This window comes from Pseudomonas sp. RC10-4-2 (assembly GCF_050433085.1).
GTDB classification, from domain to species: Bacteria; Pseudomonadota; Gammaproteobacteria; order Pseudomonadales; family Pseudomonadaceae; genus Pseudomonas; species Pseudomonas aeruginosa.
The window spans coordinates 665862-685659 of sequence record NZ_JBNPXX010000001.1; the positions used below are offsets into that span (position 1 = coordinate 665862).

Annotated in this window: 18 protein-coding genes; 15 read left to right on the plus strand and 3 right to left on the minus strand. The window is 64.5% G+C overall.

Annotated elements, in window-relative coordinates:
* Window positions 1-46: 46 nt before the first annotated feature.
* The 3 genes from dapC to map form a co-directional block, all read right to left on the minus strand.
* Window positions 47-1255, minus strand: a complete 1209-nt coding sequence (gene dapC, locus FHW81_RS03160) for a succinyldiaminopimelate transaminase (protein WP_003092403.1) — start codon at window positions 1253-1255, stop codon at window positions 47-49.
* Window positions 1256-1272: 17 nt separating this feature from the next.
* Entirely contained in the window at window positions 1273-3975 is a 2703-nt protein-coding gene (locus tag FHW81_RS03165; protein ID WP_003113862.1) for a [protein-PII] uridylyltransferase, read from the minus strand.
* 166 nt (window positions 3976-4141) lie between these two features.
* Window positions 4142-4927, minus strand: a complete 786-nt coding sequence (gene map / locus FHW81_RS03170) for a type I methionyl aminopeptidase (RefSeq protein WP_003092395.1) — start codon at window positions 4925-4927, stop codon at window positions 4142-4144.
* A gap of 264 nt (window positions 4928-5191) precedes the next feature.
* Between map and rpsB the strand changes: the two genes are divergently transcribed.
* The 15 genes from rpsB to rnhB all read left to right on the plus strand — a co-directional run bounded on the left by rpsB (window position 5192) and on the right by rnhB (window position 19653).
* On the plus strand, window positions 5192-5932 hold the full coding sequence (gene rpsB, locus FHW81_RS03175) for a 30S ribosomal protein S2 (RefSeq protein WP_003092394.1): 741 nt from the start codon (window positions 5192-5194) through the stop codon (window positions 5930-5932).
* Between the two features lie 130 nt (window positions 5933-6062).
* On the plus strand, window positions 6063-6932 hold the full coding sequence (gene tsf / locus FHW81_RS03180) for a translation elongation factor Ts (RefSeq protein WP_003092393.1): 870 nt from the start codon (window positions 6063-6065) through the stop codon (window positions 6930-6932).
* A 198-nt stretch (window positions 6933-7130) separates the two neighbouring features.
* Window positions 7131-7868, plus strand: coding sequence for a UMP kinase (gene pyrH / locus FHW81_RS03185; protein ID WP_003092391.1), 738 nt, complete (start codon window positions 7131-7133; stop codon window positions 7866-7868).
* A gap of 2 nt (window positions 7869-7870) precedes the next feature.
* Complete coding sequence (gene frr, locus FHW81_RS03190; protein WP_003092390.1) at window positions 7871-8428, plus strand: ribosome recycling factor; 558 nt, start codon at window positions 7871-7873, stop codon at window positions 8426-8428.
* A 15-nt stretch (window positions 8429-8443) separates the two neighbouring features.
* Window positions 8444-9199, plus strand: a complete 756-nt coding sequence (uppS, locus tag FHW81_RS03195; protein WP_003113863.1) for a polyprenyl diphosphate synthase — start codon at window positions 8444-8446, stop codon at window positions 9197-9199.
* Complete coding sequence (cdsA, locus tag FHW81_RS03200; RefSeq protein ID WP_003092388.1) at window positions 9193-10008, plus strand: phosphatidate cytidylyltransferase; 816 nt, start codon at window positions 9193-9195, stop codon at window positions 10006-10008. The genes uppS and cdsA overlap by 7 nt, the downstream gene beginning before the upstream one ends.
* Complete coding sequence (ispC, locus tag FHW81_RS03205; RefSeq protein WP_003119345.1) at window positions 10005-11195, plus strand: 1-deoxy-D-xylulose-5-phosphate reductoisomerase; 1191 nt, start codon at window positions 10005-10007, stop codon at window positions 11193-11195. Before cdsA ends, ispC begins: the two co-directional genes overlap by 4 nt.
* A 25-nt stretch (window positions 11196-11220) precedes the next feature.
* Window positions 11221-12573 carry a sigma E protease regulator RseP gene (gene rseP / locus FHW81_RS03210; protein ID WP_023119457.1) on the plus strand — a complete coding sequence of 451 codons (1353 nt, stop codon included), beginning with the start codon at window positions 11221-11223 and terminating at the stop codon, window positions 12571-12573.
* A gap of 70 nt (window positions 12574-12643) precedes the next feature.
* Window positions 12644-15031, plus strand: a complete 2388-nt coding sequence (gene bamA, locus FHW81_RS03215) for an outer membrane protein assembly factor BamA (protein WP_004345477.1) — start codon at window positions 12644-12646, stop codon at window positions 15029-15031.
* Between the two features lie 50 nt (window positions 15032-15081).
* The gene (locus FHW81_RS03220; RefSeq protein ID WP_003098586.1) at window positions 15082-15588 is read left to right on the plus strand and encodes an OmpH family outer membrane protein; all 507 of its coding nucleotides are present in this window, start codon (window positions 15082-15084) and stop codon (window positions 15586-15588) included.
* Window positions 15588-16649, plus strand: a complete 1062-nt coding sequence (gene lpxD / locus FHW81_RS03225; RefSeq protein WP_003117487.1) for a UDP-3-O-(3-hydroxymyristoyl)glucosamine N-acyltransferase — start codon at window positions 15588-15590, stop codon at window positions 16647-16649. Before FHW81_RS03220 ends, lpxD begins: the two co-directional genes overlap by 1 nt.
* A gap of 45 nt (window positions 16650-16694) precedes the next feature.
* Window positions 16695-17135, plus strand: a complete 441-nt coding sequence (gene fabZ, locus FHW81_RS03230) for a 3-hydroxyacyl-ACP dehydratase FabZ (protein WP_003092375.1) — start codon at window positions 16695-16697, stop codon at window positions 17133-17135.
* The gene (gene lpxA / locus FHW81_RS03235; protein ID WP_003092373.1) at window positions 17132-17908 is read left to right on the plus strand and encodes an acyl-ACP--UDP-N-acetylglucosamine O-acyltransferase; all 777 of its coding nucleotides are present in this window, start codon (window positions 17132-17134) and stop codon (window positions 17906-17908) included. The genes fabZ and lpxA overlap by 4 nt, the downstream gene beginning before the upstream one ends.
* Before the next feature lie 3 nt (window positions 17909-17911).
* Window positions 17912-19048 carry a lipid-A-disaccharide synthase gene (gene lpxB / locus FHW81_RS03240; RefSeq protein WP_003113865.1) on the plus strand — a complete coding sequence of 379 codons (1137 nt, stop codon included), beginning with the start codon at window positions 17912-17914 and terminating at the stop codon, window positions 19046-19048.
* Window positions 19048-19653 carry a ribonuclease HII gene (rnhB, locus tag FHW81_RS03245; RefSeq protein WP_003098580.1) on the plus strand — a complete coding sequence of 202 codons (606 nt, stop codon included), beginning with the start codon at window positions 19048-19050 and terminating at the stop codon, window positions 19651-19653. Before lpxB ends, rnhB begins: the two co-directional genes overlap by 1 nt.
* Window positions 19654-19798 lie beyond the last annotated feature (145 nt).

Sequence of the window (19798 nt, forward strand, 5' to 3'; positions counted from 1 at the left end):
AAAAGGGATCGCCGCGGCGATCCCTTTTCGTTTCTCCGCGCAGGCTTCAGCGCGCCCGCAGGTAGTCGCGGATGCGCTCGGCGGCTTCGACGCACTCGGCCAGTGGTGCCACCAGGGCCATGCGCACGCGGTTGGCGCCGGGGTTCTCGCCGTCCACCTCGCGCGACAGGTAGGAACCCGGCACCACCGTCACGTGCTGCTGCTCGAACAGTTCGCGGGTGAATACGGTGTCGTCCACCGGGGTACGTGCCCACAGGTAGAAACTGCCGTCCGGGCGCTGTACGTCGAGCACGCCGTCGAGGATCGCCAGCACGGCGTCGAATTTCTCGCGGTAGAGGCTGCGGTTGGCGCGCACATGGACCTCGTCGTTCCAGGCGGCGATGCTCGCCAACTGGGTCTGCACCGGCATGGCGCAGCCGTGGTAGGTGCGGTAGAGGAGGAATTTCTTCAGGATCTCCGCGTCGCCGGCGACGAAGCCCGAGCGCAGGCCGGGCAGGTTGGAGCGCTTGGACAGGCTGTGGAACACCACGCAGCGGCTGAAGTCCGTGCGGCCCAGCTCGGCGCAAGCGTTGAGCAGGCCGGGCGGCGGGGCGTTTTCGTCGAAGTAGAGTTCGCTGTAGCACTCGTCGGCGGCGATCACGAAGTCGTAGCGGTCGGCCAGGGCGATCAGCTTCTTCAGGGTCTCCAGCGGTACCAGGGCCCCGGTGGGGTTGCCTGGCGAGCAGAGGAAGAGAATCTGGCAGCGCTGCCAGGTCGCCTCGTCGACCGCGTCGAAGTCGGGGTTGAAGCCGTTTTCCTCGCGGCAGGGCAGGTAATGCGGCACGGCTCCGGCGAGCAGCGCCGCGCCTTCGTAGATCTGGTAGAACGGGTTCGGGCTGACCACCAGGCCGGGCGCCTCGCCGGGCTCGCTGCGGCGGACCACGGTCTGGGTGAAGGCGAACAGCGCCTCGCGGGTACCGTTCACCGGCAGTACGTGGCGCGCCGCATCTAGCCAGCCGGCCGGCACCGAGAAGCGCCGCTCGCACCAGCGCGCGATGGCTTCGCGCAGGGCCGGCAGGCCGAGGGTGGTCGGGTAGACCGCGAGCTGGTCCAGGTTCTCCGCCAGGGTTTCGGCGACGAAGCTCGGCGAGCGGTGCTTGGGCTCGCCGATGGACAGTGCGATCGGCTTCAGCGTCGCGGGCGGCCGGGCGCCGCCGAGCAGGGCGCGGAGCTTCTCGAAGGGGTAGGGTTGCAGGTTGTCGAGTGCGGTATTCATGGCGTTGGCAAGGCTTCTCAGAAGTTTATCCGGGTAGGCAGGGTGTCCCGTCCGTTGTCTTGTGACAGCTGCTCGACCAGGGCGGCCTGCAGGCGTTTGCACAGGTCGGGGTCGGCGAGCGGCTGGTTGCGCGCATCGGTGATGTAGAAGACGTCCTCCACGCGCTCGCCGAGGGTGGCGATCTTGGCGTTCTGCACCGACAGGTCGAAATCCAGGAAGATGCCGCCGATCCGCGCCAGCAGGCCGGGGCGGTCGGGGGCGATGACTTCGAGCACCGAGACCTGGCGCAGCGCGTCGGTGGAGATGGTCACCTGCGGGGCGAAGGCGAAGTGCTTGAGCTGGCGCGGCACCCGGCGCTGGATGATGGTCGGGTAGTCGTCGGGGTTCTTCAATGCGTCGATAAGCCCCTCGCGGATCTCGGCGATGCGCTCCGGGTTGTTGCCGATGGAGTCGCCGTCGGCGTCGAGCACGATATAGGTATCGAGGGTGAACTGGCTGGTGGAGGTGATGATCCGCGCGTCCTGGATGCTCAGGTTGAGCTGGTCCATGGCGGCCACGGTGACCGCGAAGAAATCGTGCTGGTCGGCGGCGTAGATGAAGATCTGCGAACCGCTCTCGAACTCGCGCTGGGTGGTTTCCTTGATCAGCACCAGCGGCGTGCCGTCGTCCGGGTGCTGGAGGATCGCCTCGGTGTGCCAGGCCACGTCGCCGGCGGTGTGGCGCAGGAAGTAGTCGTCGCCGAGCTGGCTCCATAGCTGCTCGGCATCGTCCTGGTCGATGCCATTGCGTACCAGTTGGTCGAGGGCCGCGGTCTGCGTCTGGCGGATCTGCTCCTCGCGGTCCACCGGGTTCTCCAGGCCGCGGCGCAGGGCGCGCTTGGTCTCGGTGTAGAGCTGCCGGAGCAGGCTGGCGCGCCAGGAGTTCCAGAGCGTCGGGTTGGTGGCGTTGATGTCGGCCACGGTGAGCACGTACAGGTAGTCGAGGTGGGTCTGGTCGCCGACCAGTTGGGCGAAATCGAAGATCACCTGCGGGTCGGAGAGGTCCTTGCGTTGCGCGGTGGTCGACATCACCAGGTGGTTCTGCACCAGCCAGGACACCAGTTGGGTGTCCCAGAGCGGCAACTGGTGGCTCTGGCAGAAGGCCTCGGCGTCCACCGCGCCGAGTTCCGAGTGGTCGCCGCCACGGCCCTTGGCGATATCATGGTAGAGACCGGCGATGTAGATCAGTTCCGGCTTGGGCAGACGATCGATGATCTTGCTCGCCAGCGGATATTTCTCGGCCATCTCCGGCCGATTCAGCTTGCGCAGGTGCTTGATCAGGTTGAGGGTGTGGGCGTCCACCGTATAGATATGGAACAGGTCGTGCTGCATCTGCCCGATGATATGGCCGAACTCCGGCAGGTAGCGGCCGAGGATGCCGTAGCGGTTCATCCGCCGCAGGTTGCGGTGGATACCCTGGCTGCTCTTGAACAGCTCGATGAACAGGCTGGTGTTGCGGATGTCGTGGCGGAACTCGTCGTCGATCAGGTGTCGGCTGTCGCGCAGCAGGCGAATGGTGTCGGCGCGCACGCCCTTGATTTCCGGGTGCTGGGCCATCAGCACGAAGATTTCCAGGAGGGCGAACGGGGTGCGCTTGAAGACGTTCGGGTGCGTCACCTCGATGTAGCCGTCGCGCAACTGGAAGCGACTGTTCAGCGGTTGGATCTGCACCGGCTGCTCGCAGGGCAGGATGACTTCCTCGAAGTGCTGGATGATCAGGTCGTTCAGCTCGGAGATCGCCATCACCACCCGGTAGTACTTCTGCATGAAGCGTTCGACCGCCAGCTTGACGTCGTTGTCTTCGTAGCCGAACAGACGGGCGATGCTGCGCTGGTGATCGAACAGCAGGCGATCCTCGGCGCGCCCGGCGAGCATGTGCAGGGCATAGCGGACCCGCCAGAGGAACTCCTGGCTGGAAGCCAGCATGCTGCACTCGCTTTCCACCAGGAAGCCTTCGCGCACCAGGGCGTGCAGGTTGAGGCTGCCGAACTGGCGGCGGGCCATCCAGAGGATGGTCTGGATGTCGCGCAGGCCGCCGGGGGAGCCCTTGACGTTGGGCTCGAGGTTGTACTCGGTGTCGTTGTACTTGGCGTGGCGGCGCTGCTGTTCGTGGCGTTTGGCCAGGAAGAACTCCTTGCTCGGCCACATGTGCGCGCTGCCGGTAACCTGCAGCATGCGCTGGCGCAGGCTGTCAGGGCCGCAGATGGTGCGGCACTCCATGAGGGTGGTGATCACCGTCAGGTCGGCGCGTGCTTCCTCCGCGCACTGCTGCACCGAGCGCACGCTCTGGCCGACTTCCAGGCCGATGTCCCAGAGCAGGGTGAGGAAGCCTTCGATCGGTTCGCGGAAGCTCTCCTGGTCCTCGCTGTCGAGGAGGATCAGCAGGTCGACGTCGGAGTAGGGGTGGAGTTCGCCGCGGCCGTAGCCGCCCACGGCGACCAGGGCGATGTCGGCGTCGTCTCCCCAGTCGAAGCGCTGCCAGGCCTGTTGCAGGATCTGGTCGACGCACCAGGCGCGATCTTCGATCAGGCGGCGGATGTCGCGGCCGCTGTTGAAACGGTTGTCGAGCACTTCGCGGAATTGCCGGATGGCCTTCTTGAAGGCGGCGATCGGGCTGGACTTCAAGGCCAGTTCCGCCTGGAACTGCCCGCGATCGAACAATTCGGGATCCACCTGCGGCATGCGGCCTTCCTTTATCTGCTAGCGGTTGGGTTCGATACGCGAGCGCCCCGTCTTGGTGCGTTTTTGCGCTGTATTGGTGCGCGCGCTGCGCCGAATCGGGGCGTCGGCCCCGCCGGAATGGGGCGGGGCGTCGAGGCGCACGGCTGGCAGCAAAAGCCGGGCCGGATCAGGCTGCCGAGGTGCGCGGGAAGGTTTCGTCGTTGCGCAGGGTGAGGATCTCGTAGCCATCGGCGGTGACCAGCACGGTGTGCTCCCATTGCGCGGACAGCTTGCGGTCCTTGGTGATCGCGGTCCAGCCGTCGCCGAGCAGGCGGGTCTCCGGGCGGCCCTGGTTGATCATCGGCTCGATGGTGAAGATCATGCCTTCCTTCAGCTCGATGCCGGTACCCGCACGACCGTAGTGGAGGACCTGCGGCTCCTCGTGGAACACCTTGCCGATGCCATGGCCGCAGTATTCGCGGACCACCGAGAAGCCGTTCTTTTCCGCGTGCTTCTGGATGATTTCGCCGATATCGCCCAGGTGCGCGCCCGGACGCACCACGGAAATGCCCTTGTACATGCATTCCTGGGTGATCTGGCAGAGGCGGTCGGCCCATTCCGGGGTCTTGCCGACCAGGAACATCTTGCTGGTGTCGCCGTGGTAGCCGTCCTTGATGACGGTGATGTCGACGTTGAGGATGTCGCCTTCCTTCAGCGGCTTCTCGTTGGGGATGCCATGGCAGACCACATGGTTGATCGAGGTGCAGATCGACTTGGGAAAGCCCTTGTAGTTCAGCGGGGCGGGAATCGCCTTCTGCTCGTTGACGATATAGTCGTGGCAGATGCGATCCAGCTCCTCGGTGGTCACGCCGGGCTTGATGTGTTCGCCGATCATTTCCAGCACTTCGGCGGCCAGGCGGCCGGCGATGCGCATCTTCTCGATATCGTCGGGCGTCTTGATGGTGACGGTCATGCGAATTCTCTTCGGGCGTGCAAGCACGCATGAATAATAAGGAATACGCGATTCTAGCAGACCTGACCGACCGATCTACTCCCGCCCGGCCATCCGCGGCGGGTTTTACTGCGTCCACGGTTATGGTATAAAGCGCCCCGCTCCGAGGCTGCGGCCTTTTTCGGAGCACAAACCCACACATGCATCGACACGATGGCCTGGGTGCCCGCAAGGGTTGGTCATTGGGATGCGTGGAGGCCTAACCCGACTTATCGAGGAACTATCATGTCCCAAGTCAACATGCGCGATATGCTGAAGGCCGGTGTGCACTTCGGCCACCAGACCCGTTACTGGAACCCGAAAATGGGCAAGTTCATTTTCGGCGCGCGCAACAAGATCCATATCATCAACCTCGAAAAGACCCTGCCGATGTTCAACGAGGCCCTGACCTTCGTTGAGCGCCTGGCCGCTGGCAAGAACAAGATCCTGTTCGTCGGCACCAAGCGTTCCGCCGGCAAGATCGTTCGCGAGGAAGCCGCTCGTTGCGGTATGCCGTACGTCGACCATCGCTGGCTGGGCGGCATGCTCACCAACTACAAGACCATCCGTCAGTCGATCAAGCGCCTGCGCGACCTGGAAACCCAGTCCCAGGACGGCACCTTCGACAAGCTGACCAAGAAAGAAGCCCTGATGCGCAGCCGTGACCTCGAGAAGCTCGAGCGCAGCCTGGGCGGCATCAAGGACATGGGCGGCCTGCCGGACGCTCTGTTCGTGATCGACGTCGACCACGAGCGCATCGCCATCACCGAAGCCAACAAGCTGGGCATCCCGGTCATCGGCGTTGTCGATACCAACAGCAGCCCGGAAGGCGTCGACTATGTAATTCCCGGTAACGATGATGCCATCCGCGCCGTGCAACTCTACCTGAACTCGATGGCCGAAGCGGTAATCCGCGGCAAGCAGGGCGCTGCCACCAGCGCCGACGAGTTCGTCGAGGAAGCGCCGGCCGAATCCGCCGAAGGCTGATTCCGGGACGTTCAGACGTCCGACGGTGCGCAGGAAGGGGGCTAGGCCCCCTTTTTGCCACCTTTGAGTTTCTGTCCGGCAGGCCGGGCACAAAGGTTTTTTGAGAGCTACCACTCAAGAGGATTTCGAAATGGCAGAAATTACTGCAGCCATGGTTAAAGAACTGCGCGAGCGTACCGGCTTGGGCATGATGGAGTGCAAGAAGGCGCTGACCGCCGCTGGCGGCGACATCGAGAAGGCCATCGACGACATGCGCGCTGCCGGTGCGATCAAGGCTGCCAAGAAGGCCGGCAACATTGCCGCCGAAGGCTCGATCGCCGTCAAGATCGCTGCCGACAACAAGGCCGCCGTGATCATCGAAGTCAACTCCCAGACCGACTTCCTGGCCCTCCAGGACGACTTCAAGGGCTTCGTCGCCGAGAGCCTGGAAAAGGCCTTCAACGAGAAGCTGACCGACGCCGCTCCGCTGGTCGAAGCACGTGAGGAAGCTCGTCTGGCCCTGGTCGCCAAGACCGGCGAGAACGTCAACATCCGCCGCCTGACCCGCGTCGAGGGCGACGTGGTCGGCGCCTACCTGCACGGCCACCGCATCGGTGTCGTGGTCAACCTGAAAGGCGGCAACCCGGAACTGGCCAAGGACATCGCCATGCATGTCGCCGCCAGCAACCCGCAGTTCCTGAGCGCTTCGGAAGTTTCCGAAGAAGCGATCGCGAAAGAGAAGGAAATCTTCCTGGCGCTGAACGCCGACAAGATCGCCGGCAAGCCGGAGAACATCGTCGAGAACATGGTCAAGGGCCGCATCAGCAAGTTCCTCGCCGAAGCGAGCCTGGTCGAGCAGCCTTTCGTGAAGAACCCGGAAGTGAAGGTCGGCGACCTGGCCAAGCAGGCCGGCGCCGAAATCGTTTCCTTCGTTCGTTACGAAGTGGGCGAAGGCATCGAGAAGGCCGAAGTGGACTTCGCTGCCGAAGTTGCCGCTCAAGTAGCCGCCACCAAGCAGTAACAAAGACGGTTTCGACTGTCGCCCCGGAAGAGGCTGCCCGCTGATGCGTGCGGCCTCTTCGTCAAATGGGGAAGCGTTCGGGGCAGCTTCCGCGTTGCCGGCCCGCTCGGCGGGCTCGCACGCAACGCAGGCGCAAAGTCGTCTCCGCCCACGACGGCCCGGCCGTCACGTATTTTTATCGCCGCAGGAGAAAAGGTCATGGCTCAGCAACTGAGCGCTCGTCAACCTCGCTATAAACGCATTCTTCTAAAGTTGAGCGGCGAAGCCCTGATGGGCTCGGAGGAGTTCGGCATCGATCCCAAGGTGCTGGACCGCATGGCGCTGGAAATCGGCCAGTTGGTCGGGATCGGCGTGCAGGTCGGCCTGGTCATCGGCGGCGGCAACCTGTTCCGCGGCGCGGCCCTGTCCGCGGCCGGCATGGACCGGGTGACCGGCGACCACATGGGGATGCTGGCCACCGTGATGAACGGCCTGGCGATGCGCGATGCGCTGGAGCGCTCGAACATCCCCGCGCTGGTGATGTCGGCGATCTCCATGGTCGGTGTGACCGACCACTACGACCGCCGCAAGGCCATGCGCCACCTCGGCGGTGGCGAGGTGGTGATCTTCTCCGCCGGTACCGGCAACCCGTTCTTCACCACCGACTCGGCGGCTTGCCTGCGCGCCATCGAGATCGACGCCGACGTGGTCCTTAAGGCTACCAAGGTCGATGGCGTGTACACTGCCGACCCGTTCAAGGACCCGAATGCCGAGAAGTTCGAGCGCCTGACCTATGATGAAGTGCTCGACCGCAAGCTCGGCGTGATGGACCTGACCGCCATCTGCCTGTGCCGTGACCAGAACATGCCGCTGCGGGTGTTCAACATGAACAAGCCGGGCGCATTGCTGAATATTGTTGTTGGTGGTGCCGAAGGCACCCTGATCGAGGAGGGTTGAGAATGATCAACGAGATCAAGAAGGAAGCGCAGGAGCGCATGGGCAAGACCCTGGAAGCGCTGGGCCATGCCTTCGCGAAGATTCGTACCGGTCGCGCGCATCCGAGCATCCTGGATAGCGTGATGGTTTCCTATTACGGGGCCGATACGCCGCTGCGCCAGGTCGCCAACGTCACCGTGGAAGACTCCCGTACCCTGGCCCTGGCCGTGTTCGACAAGAGCATGATCCAGGCGGTCGAGAAGGCCATCATGACCTCCGACCTGGGGCTCAACCCGGCCACCGCCGGCACCACCATCCGCGTACCGATGCCGGCCCTGACCGAGGAGACCCGCAAGGGCTACACCAAGCAGGCGCGTGCCGAGGCCGAGCAGGCGCGGGTTTCCGTGCGCAACATCCGTCGCGATGCGCTGGCCCAGTTGAAGGATCTGCAGAAGGAAAAGGAAATCAGCGAGGACGAAGAGCGCCGCGCCGGCGACGACGTGCAGAAGCTGACCGACAAGTTCATCGGTGAGATCGAGAAGGCACTGGAAGCCAAAGAAGCGGACCTCATGGCTGTCTGAGGCCGGGCTGACGTCATGGAAAAGACCCGGAAGGATGTGTGCGTGCCACGCCACGTGGCCATTATCATGGACGGTAACAATCGCTGGGCGAAGAAGCGTCTTCTGCCCGGCGTCGCCGGCCACAAGGCCGGTGTCGATGCCGTCAGGGCGGTGATCGAGGTCTGCGCCGAGGCAGGGGTCGAGGTCCTCACCCTGTTCGCGTTCTCCAGCGAGAACTGGCAGCGTCCGGCGGACGAAGTCAGCGCGCTGATGGAGCTGTTTCTCGTGGCCCTGCGCCGCGAGGTGCGCAAGCTCGACGAGAACGGCATCCGCCTGCGCATCATCGGCGATCGCACGCGTTTCCATCCGGAGTTGCAGGCGGCCATGCGCGAAGCGGAAGCCGCCACTGCCGGCAATACCCGTTTCCTCCTCCAGGTCGCCGCCAACTACGGCGGCCAGTGGGACATCGTCCAGGCCGCACAGCGCCTGGCGCGCGAGGTCCAGGGCGGGCACCTGGCGGCGGACGATATCTCCGCCGAGCTGCTCCAGGGCTGCCTGGTGACCGGCGACCAGCCGCTGCCCGACCTGTGCATCCGCACCGGCGGCGAGCATCGCATCAGCAATTTCCTTCTCTGGCAGCTGGCCTACGCCGAGCTGTATTTCTCCGACCTGTTCTGGCCCGACTTCAAGCACGCGGCGATGCGGGCTGCCCTGGCGGATTTCTCCAAGCGCCAGCGCCGCTTCGGCAAGACCAGCGAGCAAGTCGAGGCCGAGGCCCGTCCGTCATGCTGAAACAACGGATCATCACGGCGCTGGTGCTCCTGCCCATCGCGCTGGGTGGTTTTTTCCTTCTCGAAGGGGCGTTCTTCGCCCTGTTCATCGGCGCGGTGGTGAGCCTGGGGGCCTGGGAATGGGCACGCCTGGCCGGCTATGAACAGCAGTTCGGCCGCGTTGCCTACGCGGCGACGGTCGCCGTGCTGATGGTCGCTCTCTACCATCTGCCGCAGCTTGCCGGAGCCGTGCTGCTGCTGGCGCTGGTCTGGTGGACGCTGGCCACCGTGCTGGTGCTCACCTACCCGGAAAGCGTCGGCTACTGGGGCGGCCGCTGGCGCCGCCTGGGCATGGGCCTGCTGATCCTGTTGCCGGCCTGGCAGGGGCTGGTCCTGCTCAAGCAGTGGCCGCTGGCCAATGGCCTGATCATCGCCGTGATGGTGCTGGTCTGGGGCGCGGACATCGGCGCCTACTTCTCCGGCAAGGCCTTCGGCAAGCGCAAGCTGGCGCCGCGGGTCAGCCCCGGCAAGAGCTGGGAAGGCGTTTACGGCGGCCTGGCGGCCAGCCTGGCGATCACCCTGGCGGTCGGCCTCTACCGCGGCTGGTCCCTCGGCGCGCTGCTCCTGGCCCTGCTCGGCGCGGCGCTGGTGGTGTTCGTCTCGATCGTCGGCGACCTTACCGAAAGCATGTTCAAGCGCCAATCCGGAATCAAGGACAGCAGCAACCTGCTGCCCGGCCACGGTGGCGTGCTGGATCGCATCGACAGCCTGACGGCAGCCATCCCGGTGTTCGCGGCCCTGCTCTGGGCCGCTGGCTGGGGTGCGCCATGAGTCGACCGCAGCGGATCAGCGTGCTCGGCGCGACCGGCTCGATTGGCCTGAGCACCCTGGACGTCGTCCAGCGTCATCCCGATCGTTACGAAGCCTTCGCCCTGACTGGCTTCAGCCGCCTGGCCGAACTCGAGGCGCTGTGCCTCAGGCACCGCCCCGTCTATGCGGTGGTGCCGGAGCAGGCCGCGGCGATTGCCTTGCAGGGCTTGCTCGCCGCGGCGGGTGTCCGCACCCGGGTGCTGTTCGGCGAGCAGGCGTTGTGCGAAGTGGCCAGCGCGCCCGAAGTGGACATGGTAATGGCGGCCATCGTCGGCGCCGCCGGGCTGCCGTCGACCCTGGCGGCCGTCGAGGCCGGCAAGCGCGTACTGCTGGCCAACAAGGAGGCGCTGGTGATGTCCGGCGCGCTGTTCATGCAGGCGGTCAAGCGCAGCGGCGCGGTGCTCCTGCCGATCGACAGCGAGCACAACGCGATCTTCCAGTCGCTGCCGCGCAATTATGCCGATGGCCTGGAGCGGGTCGGCGTGCGCCGGATCCTCTTGACCGCCTCCGGCGGCCCGTTCCGTGAGACGCCGCTGGAGCAGCTTGCTTCGGTGACGCCGGAGCAGGCTTGTGCGCACCCGAACTGGTCGATGGGGCGGAAGATTTCCGTCGATTCCGCCAGCATGATGAACAAGGGGCTCGAACTGATCGAGGCGTGCTGGCTGTTCGACGCCCAGCCGAGCCAGGTCGAGGTGGTGATCCACCCGCAGAGCGTGATCCACTCGATGGTGGACTACGTCGACGGTTCGGTGATCGCCCAGCTCGGCAATCCGGACATGCGCACGCCGATTTCCTATGCCATGGCCTGGCCGGAGCGAATCGATTCCGGCGTTTCGCCGCTGGATATGTTCGCCGTCGGTCGCCTGGATTTCCAGCGCCCCGACGAGCAGCGCTTCCCCTGCCTGCGCCTGGCGAGCCAGGCCGCGGAAACCGGCGGCAGCGCCCCGGCCATGCTGAATGCCGCGAACGAGGTGGCCGTGGCCGCATTTCTCGAGCGGCACATCCGCTTCAGCGACATCGCGGTTATCATCGAGGACGTGCTGAACCGCGAGGCGGTGACCGCAGTCGAATCGCTCGATCAGGTCCTGGCTGCCGATCGCCGCGCGCGTTCGGTCGCCGGGCAATGGTTGACCCGGCACGCCGGCTAGTCTTCGGACGGCCTGGAGGTAGGAGATGAGTGCGCTTTACATGATCGTCGGCACCCTGGTAGCCCTGGGTGTGCTGGTGACGTTCCACGAATTCGGCCACTTCTGGGTCGCGCGACGCTGCGGGGTGAAGGTCCTGCGCTTCTCCGTCGGCTTCGGCACGCCGCTGGTGCGCTGGCACGACCGGCACGGCACCGAGTTCGTGGTGGCGGCCATTCCGCTGGGCGGCTACGTCAAGATGCTCGACGAGCGCGAGGCGGAAGTACCGGCCTATCTGCTCGAACAGTCCTTCAATCGCAAGACGGTCCGTCAGCGGATCGCCATCGTCGCGGCTGGTCCCATCGCCAATTTCCTACTGGCGATTCTGTTCTTCTGGGTCGTCGCCCTGCTCGGTAGCCAGCAGGTACGCCCGGTCATCGGTTCCGTGGCGCCGGAGAGCCTGGCCGCCCAGGCCGGCCTGGAGGCCGGGCAGGAGCTGCTGGCGGTGGATGGCGAGCCCGTCACCGGCTGGAACGGGGTCAACCTGCAGCTGGTTCGCCGTCTCGGCGAGAGCGGTACGCTGGAAGTGCGGGTGCAGGAAAAAGGCTCGAATGTCGATTCCACCCACCAGGTGCGTCTGGATGGCTGGCTGAAGGGCGAGGACAATCCCGATCCCATCGCCTCGCTGGGCATCCGGCCCTGGCGGCCGGCCTTGCCGCCGGTGCTGGCCGAACTCGACCCCAAGGGGCCGGCGCAGGCCGCCGGGCTGAAGCTCGGCGACCGCTTGCAGAGCATCGATGGCATCGCCGTCGACGACTGGCAGCAGGTGGTGGACAGCGTCCGTGCCCGTCCCGGGCAGCGCGTCCAGCTCAAGGTGCTGCGCGACGGCGAAGTGCTGGATGTTGCCCTGGAGCTGGCGGTGCGCGGCGAGGGCAAGGCCCGGAGCGGCTACATGGGGGCGGGGGTCGCCGGTACCGAATGGCCGGCGGAAATGCTCCGCGAAGTGAGCTACGGACCGCTGGAGGCGGTGGGTCAGGCGCTTTCCCGAACCTGGACCATGAGCCTGCTAACGCTCGACTCCATAAAGAAAATGTTGCTCGGCGAGCTCTCGGTAAAAAACTTGAGCGGGCCGATAACCATTGCTAAAGTGGCGGGCGCTTCAGCCCAGTCTGGCGTGGGGGATTTTCTCAATTTCCTGGCCTATCTGAGCATTAGCTTGGGGGTTCTCAACCTGCTGCCGATCCCTGTCCTCGATGGCGGGCATCTGCTGTTCTATCTGGTTGAGTGGGTGCGCGGGCGCCCATTATCCGAACGGGTACAGGCTTGGGGGATGCAGATCGGCATCAGTCTGGTCGTTGGCGTGATGTTGCTCGCTCTGGTCAACGATCTGAGTCGTCTGTAGTCATGTTGAATTCGAATCTGCCGCCCTTTGCGGCAGATTCTCTATTTGTCAGTTGGAAAAAAAGGACTCCATGAAACGCTTTCTGCTACCCGCGCTGCTGTCAGCGCTGATGATCGCCGAGGTTCACGCCGAGTCCTTCACTGTTTCCGATATCCGGGTCAATGGCCTGCAGCGCGTGTCCGCCGGTAGCGTGTTCGCCGCCCTGCCGCTGAACGTCGGCGAGACCATCGACGACCAGGCCCTGGTCCAGGCCACCCGCTCCCTGTTCAAGACCGGTTTCTTCCAGGACATCCAGCTCGGCCGCGATGGCAACGTGCTGGTAGTCACTGTAGTCGAGCGCCCGTCGATCTCCAGCATCGAGATCGAGGGCAACAAGGCGATTTCCAAGGAAGACCTGCTCAAGGGCCTGAAACAGTCCGGCCTGGCCGAGGGCGAGATCTTCCAGCGCGCCACCCTCGAAGGCGTGCGCAACGAGCTGCAACGCCAGTACGTGGCCCAGGGCCGCTACTCGGCCGAGATCAACGCGGAAGTGATCCCGCAGCCGCGCAACCGCGTCGCGCTGAAGATCAACATCAACGAAGGCACGGTCGCCGCGATTTCCCACATCAACGTGGTGGGCAACACCGTCTTCTCCGAAGAAGACCTGACCGACCTGTTCGAACTGAAGACCACCAACTGGCTGTCGTTCTTCAAGAACGACGACAAGTACGCCCGCGAAAAGCTCTCCGGCGACCTCGAGCGCCTGCGCTCCTATTACCTGGACCGCGGCTACATCAACATGGATATCGCCTCCACCCAGGTATCCATCACCCCGGACAAGAAGCACGTCTACATCACCGTCAACATCAACGAGGGTGAGAAGTACACCATCCGCGACGTGAAGCTGACCGGCGACCTGAAGGTGCCGGAAGAGGAAGTGAAGCGCCTGCTGCTGGTACAGAAGGGCCAGGTGTTCTCGCGCAAGGTGATGACCACCACCTCCGACCTGATCACCCGTCGCCTGGGCAACGAGGGCTACACCTTCGCCAACGTCAACGGCGTGCCGGAAGCCCATGACGACGACAAGACCGTCTCGGTGACCTTCGTCGTCGACCCGGGCAAGCGCGCCTACGTCAACCGCATCAACTTCCGCGGCAACACCAAGACCGAAGACGAAGTGCTGCGCCGCGAAATGCGCCAGATGGAAGGCGGCTGGGCCTCCACCTACCTGATCGACCAGTCCAAGGCCCGTCTGGAGCGCCTCGGCTACTTCAAGGAAGTCAACGTCGAGACCCCGGCGGTTCCCGGCACCGACGACCAGGTCGACGTCAACTACAGCGTCGAAGAGCAACCCTCCGGCTCGATCACCGCCAGCGTCGGCTTCGCCCAGAGCGCCGGCCTGATCCTCGGTGGCTCGATCAGCCAGAACAACTTCCTGGGTACCGGCAACAAGGTCAGCATCGGCCTGACCCGCAGCGAATACCAGACCCGCTACAACTTCGGCTTCGTCGACCCCTACTGGACCGTCGACGGCGTCAGCCTCGGCTACAACGCCTTCTATCGGAAGACCGACTACGACGAGCTCGACGTCGACGTCGCCAGCTACTCGGTGAACAGCCTGGGCGCCGGCATGAGCATCGGCTACCCGATCAGCGAGACCTCGCGCCTGACCTATGGCCTGAGCGTGCAGCGCGACCAGATCGACACCGGCCGCTACACCGTGGACGAGATCTACGACTTCCTCGACAAGGAAGGCGACAACTTCACCAACTTCAAGGCTTCCATCGGCTGGTCCGAATCGACCCTGAACAAGGGCGTGCTGGCCACCCGTGGTCACTCGCAGAGCCTGACCCTGGAAACCACCCTGCCGGGCAGCGACCTGTCGTTCTACAAGATCGACTACCGCGGGCAGGTCTTCGCCCCGCTGACCGACAACTACACCATGCGCTTCCACACCGAGTTGGGCTATGGCGACGGCTACGGATCCACCGAGCGCCTGCCGTTCTACGAGAACTACTACGCCGGCGGCTTCAACTCGGTGCGAGGCTTCAAGGACAGCACGCTGGGGCCGCGCAGCACGCCATCAGTTGCGCGTGATGGCAACGGTAACCAGATCGTTGGCCCTGACAGCAAAGGTCGCTACACCGACCCGGACCAGGATCCCGAAGCCTTCGGTGGTAACATCCTGATCACCGGCGGCGCCGAGCTGCTGTTCCCGCTGCCGTTCGTCAAGGACCAGCGCCAGTTGCGTACCGTGCTGTTCTGGGACGTGGGTAGCACCTTCGATACCGACTGCCCGACCAAGACCACCACCAACTGCGACGGCATCAAGACCGACAACCTCGCCAGTTCCGTGGGCGTCGGCCTGACCTGGATCACCGCGCTGGGCCCGCTGAGCTTCAGCCTGGCGACGCCGATCAAGAAGCCGGACAACGCGGAAACCCAGGTCTTCCAGTTCTCCCTGGGCCAGACCTTCTGATTTGTACGTAGTACCGAGTAACGAAACCATGCTTTGTGCAGGAGTGCATCGTGCGTAAGTTCACCCAGTTCGTCCTGATCACCGCAGCCATCATGGCGGCTCCTTCGGCGTTCGCTGAAATGAAGATCGCGGTGCTCAACTACCAGATGGCGCTGCTCGAGTCCGATGCCGCCAAGCAATACGCCGTGGATGCCGAGAAGAAGTTCGGCCCCCAGCTGAACAAGCTGAAGAACCTCGAGCGCGACGCCAAGGCGCTGCAGGACAAGCTGGTTTCCAACGGCAGCAAGATGTCCCAGGGCGACCGCGAGAAGGCCGAGCTGGACTTCAAGCAGAAGGCCCGTGACTTCCAGTTCCAGTCCAAGGAACTGAACGAGTCGAAGGCCGCCGCCGACCGCGACATGCTGAAGAAGCTCAAGCCGAAGCTGGACCAGGCCGTCGAGGAGACCATCAAGAAAGGTGGTTACGACATGGTCATCGAACGTGGCGCCGTGGTCGACGTCAAGCCGCAATACGACATCACCCGCCAGGTGATCGAGCGGATGAACCAGCTGCGTTGATGATGAGTACCTTGTCCTACACCCTGGGCCAGCTGGCCGCGCATGTCGGCGCGGAACTCCGTGGCGACGCGGACCTGCCGATCCAGGGCCTGGCGACCTTGCAGGAGGCCGGACCGGCTCAGCTGAGCTTCCTGGCCAACCCGCAGTATCGCAAGTACCTGCCCGAAAGCCGTGCCGGCGCCGTCCTGCTGACGGCTGCCGACGCCGACGGGTTCGCCGGTACCGCGCTGGTGGTGGCCAATCCCTACCTGGCCTATGCCAGCCTGTCGCACCTGTTCGATCGCAAACCGAAGGCGGCCGCCGGTATCCATCCTACCGCCATCGTCGCGGCGGACGCCGAGGTCGATCCGAGCGCCAGCGTCGGCGCCTATGCGGTGATCGAGAGTGGCGCCCGCATCGGCGCTGGCGTCAGCATCGGCGCGCACTGCGTGATCGGAGCCCGTAGCGTGATCGGCGAAGGCGGCTGGCTGGCGCCGCGGGTCACGCTCTACCACGACGTCACCATCGGCGCGCGGGTGAGTATCCAGTCGGGCGCGGTGATCGGCGGCGAAGGTTTCGGTTTCGCCAACGAGAAGGGCGTCTGGCAGAAGATCGCCCAGATCGGCGGGGTGACCATCGGTGACGACGTCGAGATCGGCGCGAACACCACCATCGACCGTGGAGCACTGTCCGATACGCTGATCGGCAACGGTGTGAAGCTGGACAACCAGATCATGATCGCGCACAACGTGCAGATCGGCGATCATACCGCCATGGCCGCTTGCGTCGGCATTTCCGGCAGCGCCAAGATCGGCAGGCATTGCATGCTCGCCGGCGGCGTTGGCCTGGTCGGCCATATCGAGATCTGCGACAACGTTTTCGTGACCGGCATGACCATGGTGACCCGCTCGATCACCGAGCCGGGATCGTATTCCTCCGGTACCGCCATGCAACCGGCGGCCGAATGGAAAAAAAGCGCCGCGCGCATTCGTCAACTGGACGACATGGCGCGTCGACTTCAGCAGCTGGAAAAACGCCTGGCTGCCGTGACCTCAAGCGGTGACGCTTCATCTGATGCGTAATTGACGTTTTTTGCGTCACCCTTTTCTGAACAGGCTCCCCCTAACATGATGGACATCAACGAGATTCGCGAATACCTGCCTCATCGCTATCCTTTCCTGCTGGTGGATCGGGTGGTAGAGCTGGACATCGAGGGCAAGCGCATTCGCGCCTACAAGAATGTCAGTATCAATGAGCCGTTCTTCAACGGACATTTCCCCGAGCACCCGATCATGCCGGGCGTGCTGATCATCGAGGCGATGGCCCAGGCGGCCGGTATCCTCGGTTTCAAGATGCTCGACGTGAAGCCCGCCGACGGCACCCTTTACTACTTCGTCGGTTCGGACAAGCTGCGCTTCCGCCAGCCGGTCCTGCCGGGCGACCAACTGCAACTGCACGCCAAGTTCATCAGCGTGAAGCGCAGCATCTGGAAATTCGACTGCCACGCTACCGTCGACGACAAGCCGGTATGCTCGGCTGAAATCATCTGTGCGGAACGCAAACTATGAGTTTGATCGATCCTCGCGCCATCATCGATCCGAGCGCCAGGCTGGCGGCTGACGTCCAGGTGGGCCCGTGGTCCATCGTCGGGGCGGAAGTGGAGATCGGTGAAGGGACGGTGATCGGTCCGCACGTGGTGCTCAAGGGCCCCACGAAGATCGGCAAGCACAACCGCATCTACCAGTTTTCCAGCGTCGGCGAGGACACTCCCGACCTGAAATACAAGGGCGAGCCGACGCGCCTGGTGATCGGTGACCACAACGTGATCCGCGAAGGCGTGACCATCCATCGCGGAACCGTCCAGGATCGCGCGGAAACCACCATTGGCGACCACAACCTGATCATGGCCTATGCGCACATCGGCCATGACAGCGTGATCGGCAACCATTGCATCCTGGTGAACAACACGGCGCTGGCCGGGCATGTCCACGTGGACGACTGGGCGATCCTGTCCGGCTACACCCTGGTGCACCAGTACTGCCGGATCGGCGCGCACAGCTTTTCCGGCATGGGCAGCGCCATCGGCAAGGACGTCCCGGCCTACGTGACGGTCTTCGGCAACCCGGCCGAAGCCCGCAGCATGAACTTCGAAGGCATGCGTCGGCGCGGCTTCAGCAGCGAGGCCATCCATGCCCTGCGGCGTGCCTACAAGGTGGTCTATCGCCAGGGACATACCGTCGAGGAAGCCCTGGCCGAGCTGGCCGAAAGCGCTGCCCAGTTCCCCGAGGTCGCGGTGTTCCGTGATTCCATCCAGAGCGCAACCCGCGGCATCACCCGCTGAGCCATGGCTGACGGATTACGCGTAGCCCTGGTCGCCGGCGAGGCCTCCGGCGACATCCTCGGGTCCGGACTGATGCAGGCGCTGCGGGCGCGGCACCCGGATATCGAGTTCATCGGCGTCGGTGGGCCGCGCATGGAGGCCGAAGGGCTGTCCAGCTATTTCCCCATGGAGCGCCTGTCGGTGATGGGCCTGGTCGAAGTGCTGGGCAGGCTGCCGGAGTTGTTGCGACGGCGCAAGCGGCTGATCCGCACGCTCATCGAGGCCCGGCCGGATGTGATGATCGGCATCGATGCTCCCGACTTCACCCTCGGCGTCGAACACAAGCTGCGCCAGGCTGGCCTGCGCACCGTGCATTACGTCAGCCCTTCGGTATGGGCCTGGCGGCAGAAGCGGGTGCTGAAGATTCGCGAAGCCTGCGACCTGATGCTGGCATTGTTCCCCTTCGAAGCACGTTTCTACGAAGAGCATGGGGTGCCTGTGCGTTTCGTCGGCCACCCCCTGGCCAACACCATTCCCCTGCAGGCGGATCGCGCTGCGGCCCGCGCGCGGCTCGGATTGCCGGCGGACGGACAGGTGCTGGCGCTGATGCCGGGCAGTCGCGGCGGCGAGGTCGGCAAGCTCGGCGCCTTGTTCCTCGACACCGCCCAGCGTCTGCTCGTCGAACGGCCGGGCTTGCGTTTCGTGCTGCCCTGCGCCAGCGCTGCACGGCGCGAACAGATCGAGCAGATGCTCCAGGGCCGCGAGCCTCTGCCGCTGACGCTGCTCGACGGTGCGTCCCATGAAGCGCTTGCCGCCTGCGATGCGGTGCTGATCGCCTCCGGTACCGCGACCCTCGAGGCGCTGCTCTACAAGCGGCCCATGGTGGTGGCTTATCGGGTCGCCGGGCTGACGTACCGGATTCTCAAGCGCCTGGTGAAAAGCCCGTACATCTCCCTGCCGAACCTGTTGGCCGGACGCCTGTTGGTGCCGGAACTGATCCAGGACGCCGCCACCCCGCAAGCGCTAGCCGCAACCCTCTCGCCGCTGCTGGACGACGGCTCGCAGCAGGTGGAATTCTTCGATGCCATCCATCGGGCCTTGCGCCAGGATGCCTCGGCACAGGCGGCGGAAGCCGTCCTGCAACTGGTGGAGCGCCGCTGATGCAACTGGGTCTGGATTTCAATCTGGTGGAGGATCTGGTCGCGGGCGTCGACGAGGTCGGTCGCGGTCCGTTGTGCGGCCCGGTGGTCACCGCCGCGGTGATTCTCGACCCGAGCCGCCCGATCCTCGGCCTGAACGACTCGAAGAAGCTCAGCGAAGCCCGCCGCGAGGCGCTGTTCGAAGAGATCCGCGAGAAGGCCCTGGCCTGGTGCATCGCCCGCGCCGAGGTCGAGGAGATCGACCGGCTGAACATTCTGCATGCCACCATGCTCGCCATGCAGCGCGCGGTCGAAGGCCTCAGCGTGACTCCGCGGCTGGCCCTGATCGACGGCAATCGTTGTCCGAAACTGGCGGTGCCCTGCGCGCCGGTGGTCAAGGGCGACAGCCAGGTGCCGGCGATCGCTGCGGCGTCGATCCTGGCCAAGGTCAGTCGCGACCGGGAAATGGTCGAGCTGGACCGGGTCTATCCGGGCTATGGCATGGCCGGGCACAAGGGATATCCGACCGCGGTCCATCTCGAGGCGCTTTCCCGCCTCGGCCCGACGCCGATCCATCGACGCTCGTTTGCGCCGGTTCGCGAATTGCTGGACGTCTCTGTTCAATAATTGAACGGATGTCGCGTGACTGACCGTATCTGTCGCCTGGTGACAAGCGGCGAGCGACGTCAATAGCGGAAAGTCCTGCCCCTTCCTGCCAAGTGCCATTCACAGCGAAATTTCCTTCGGCTCGCACGTCATTCCGTGTGTGTCC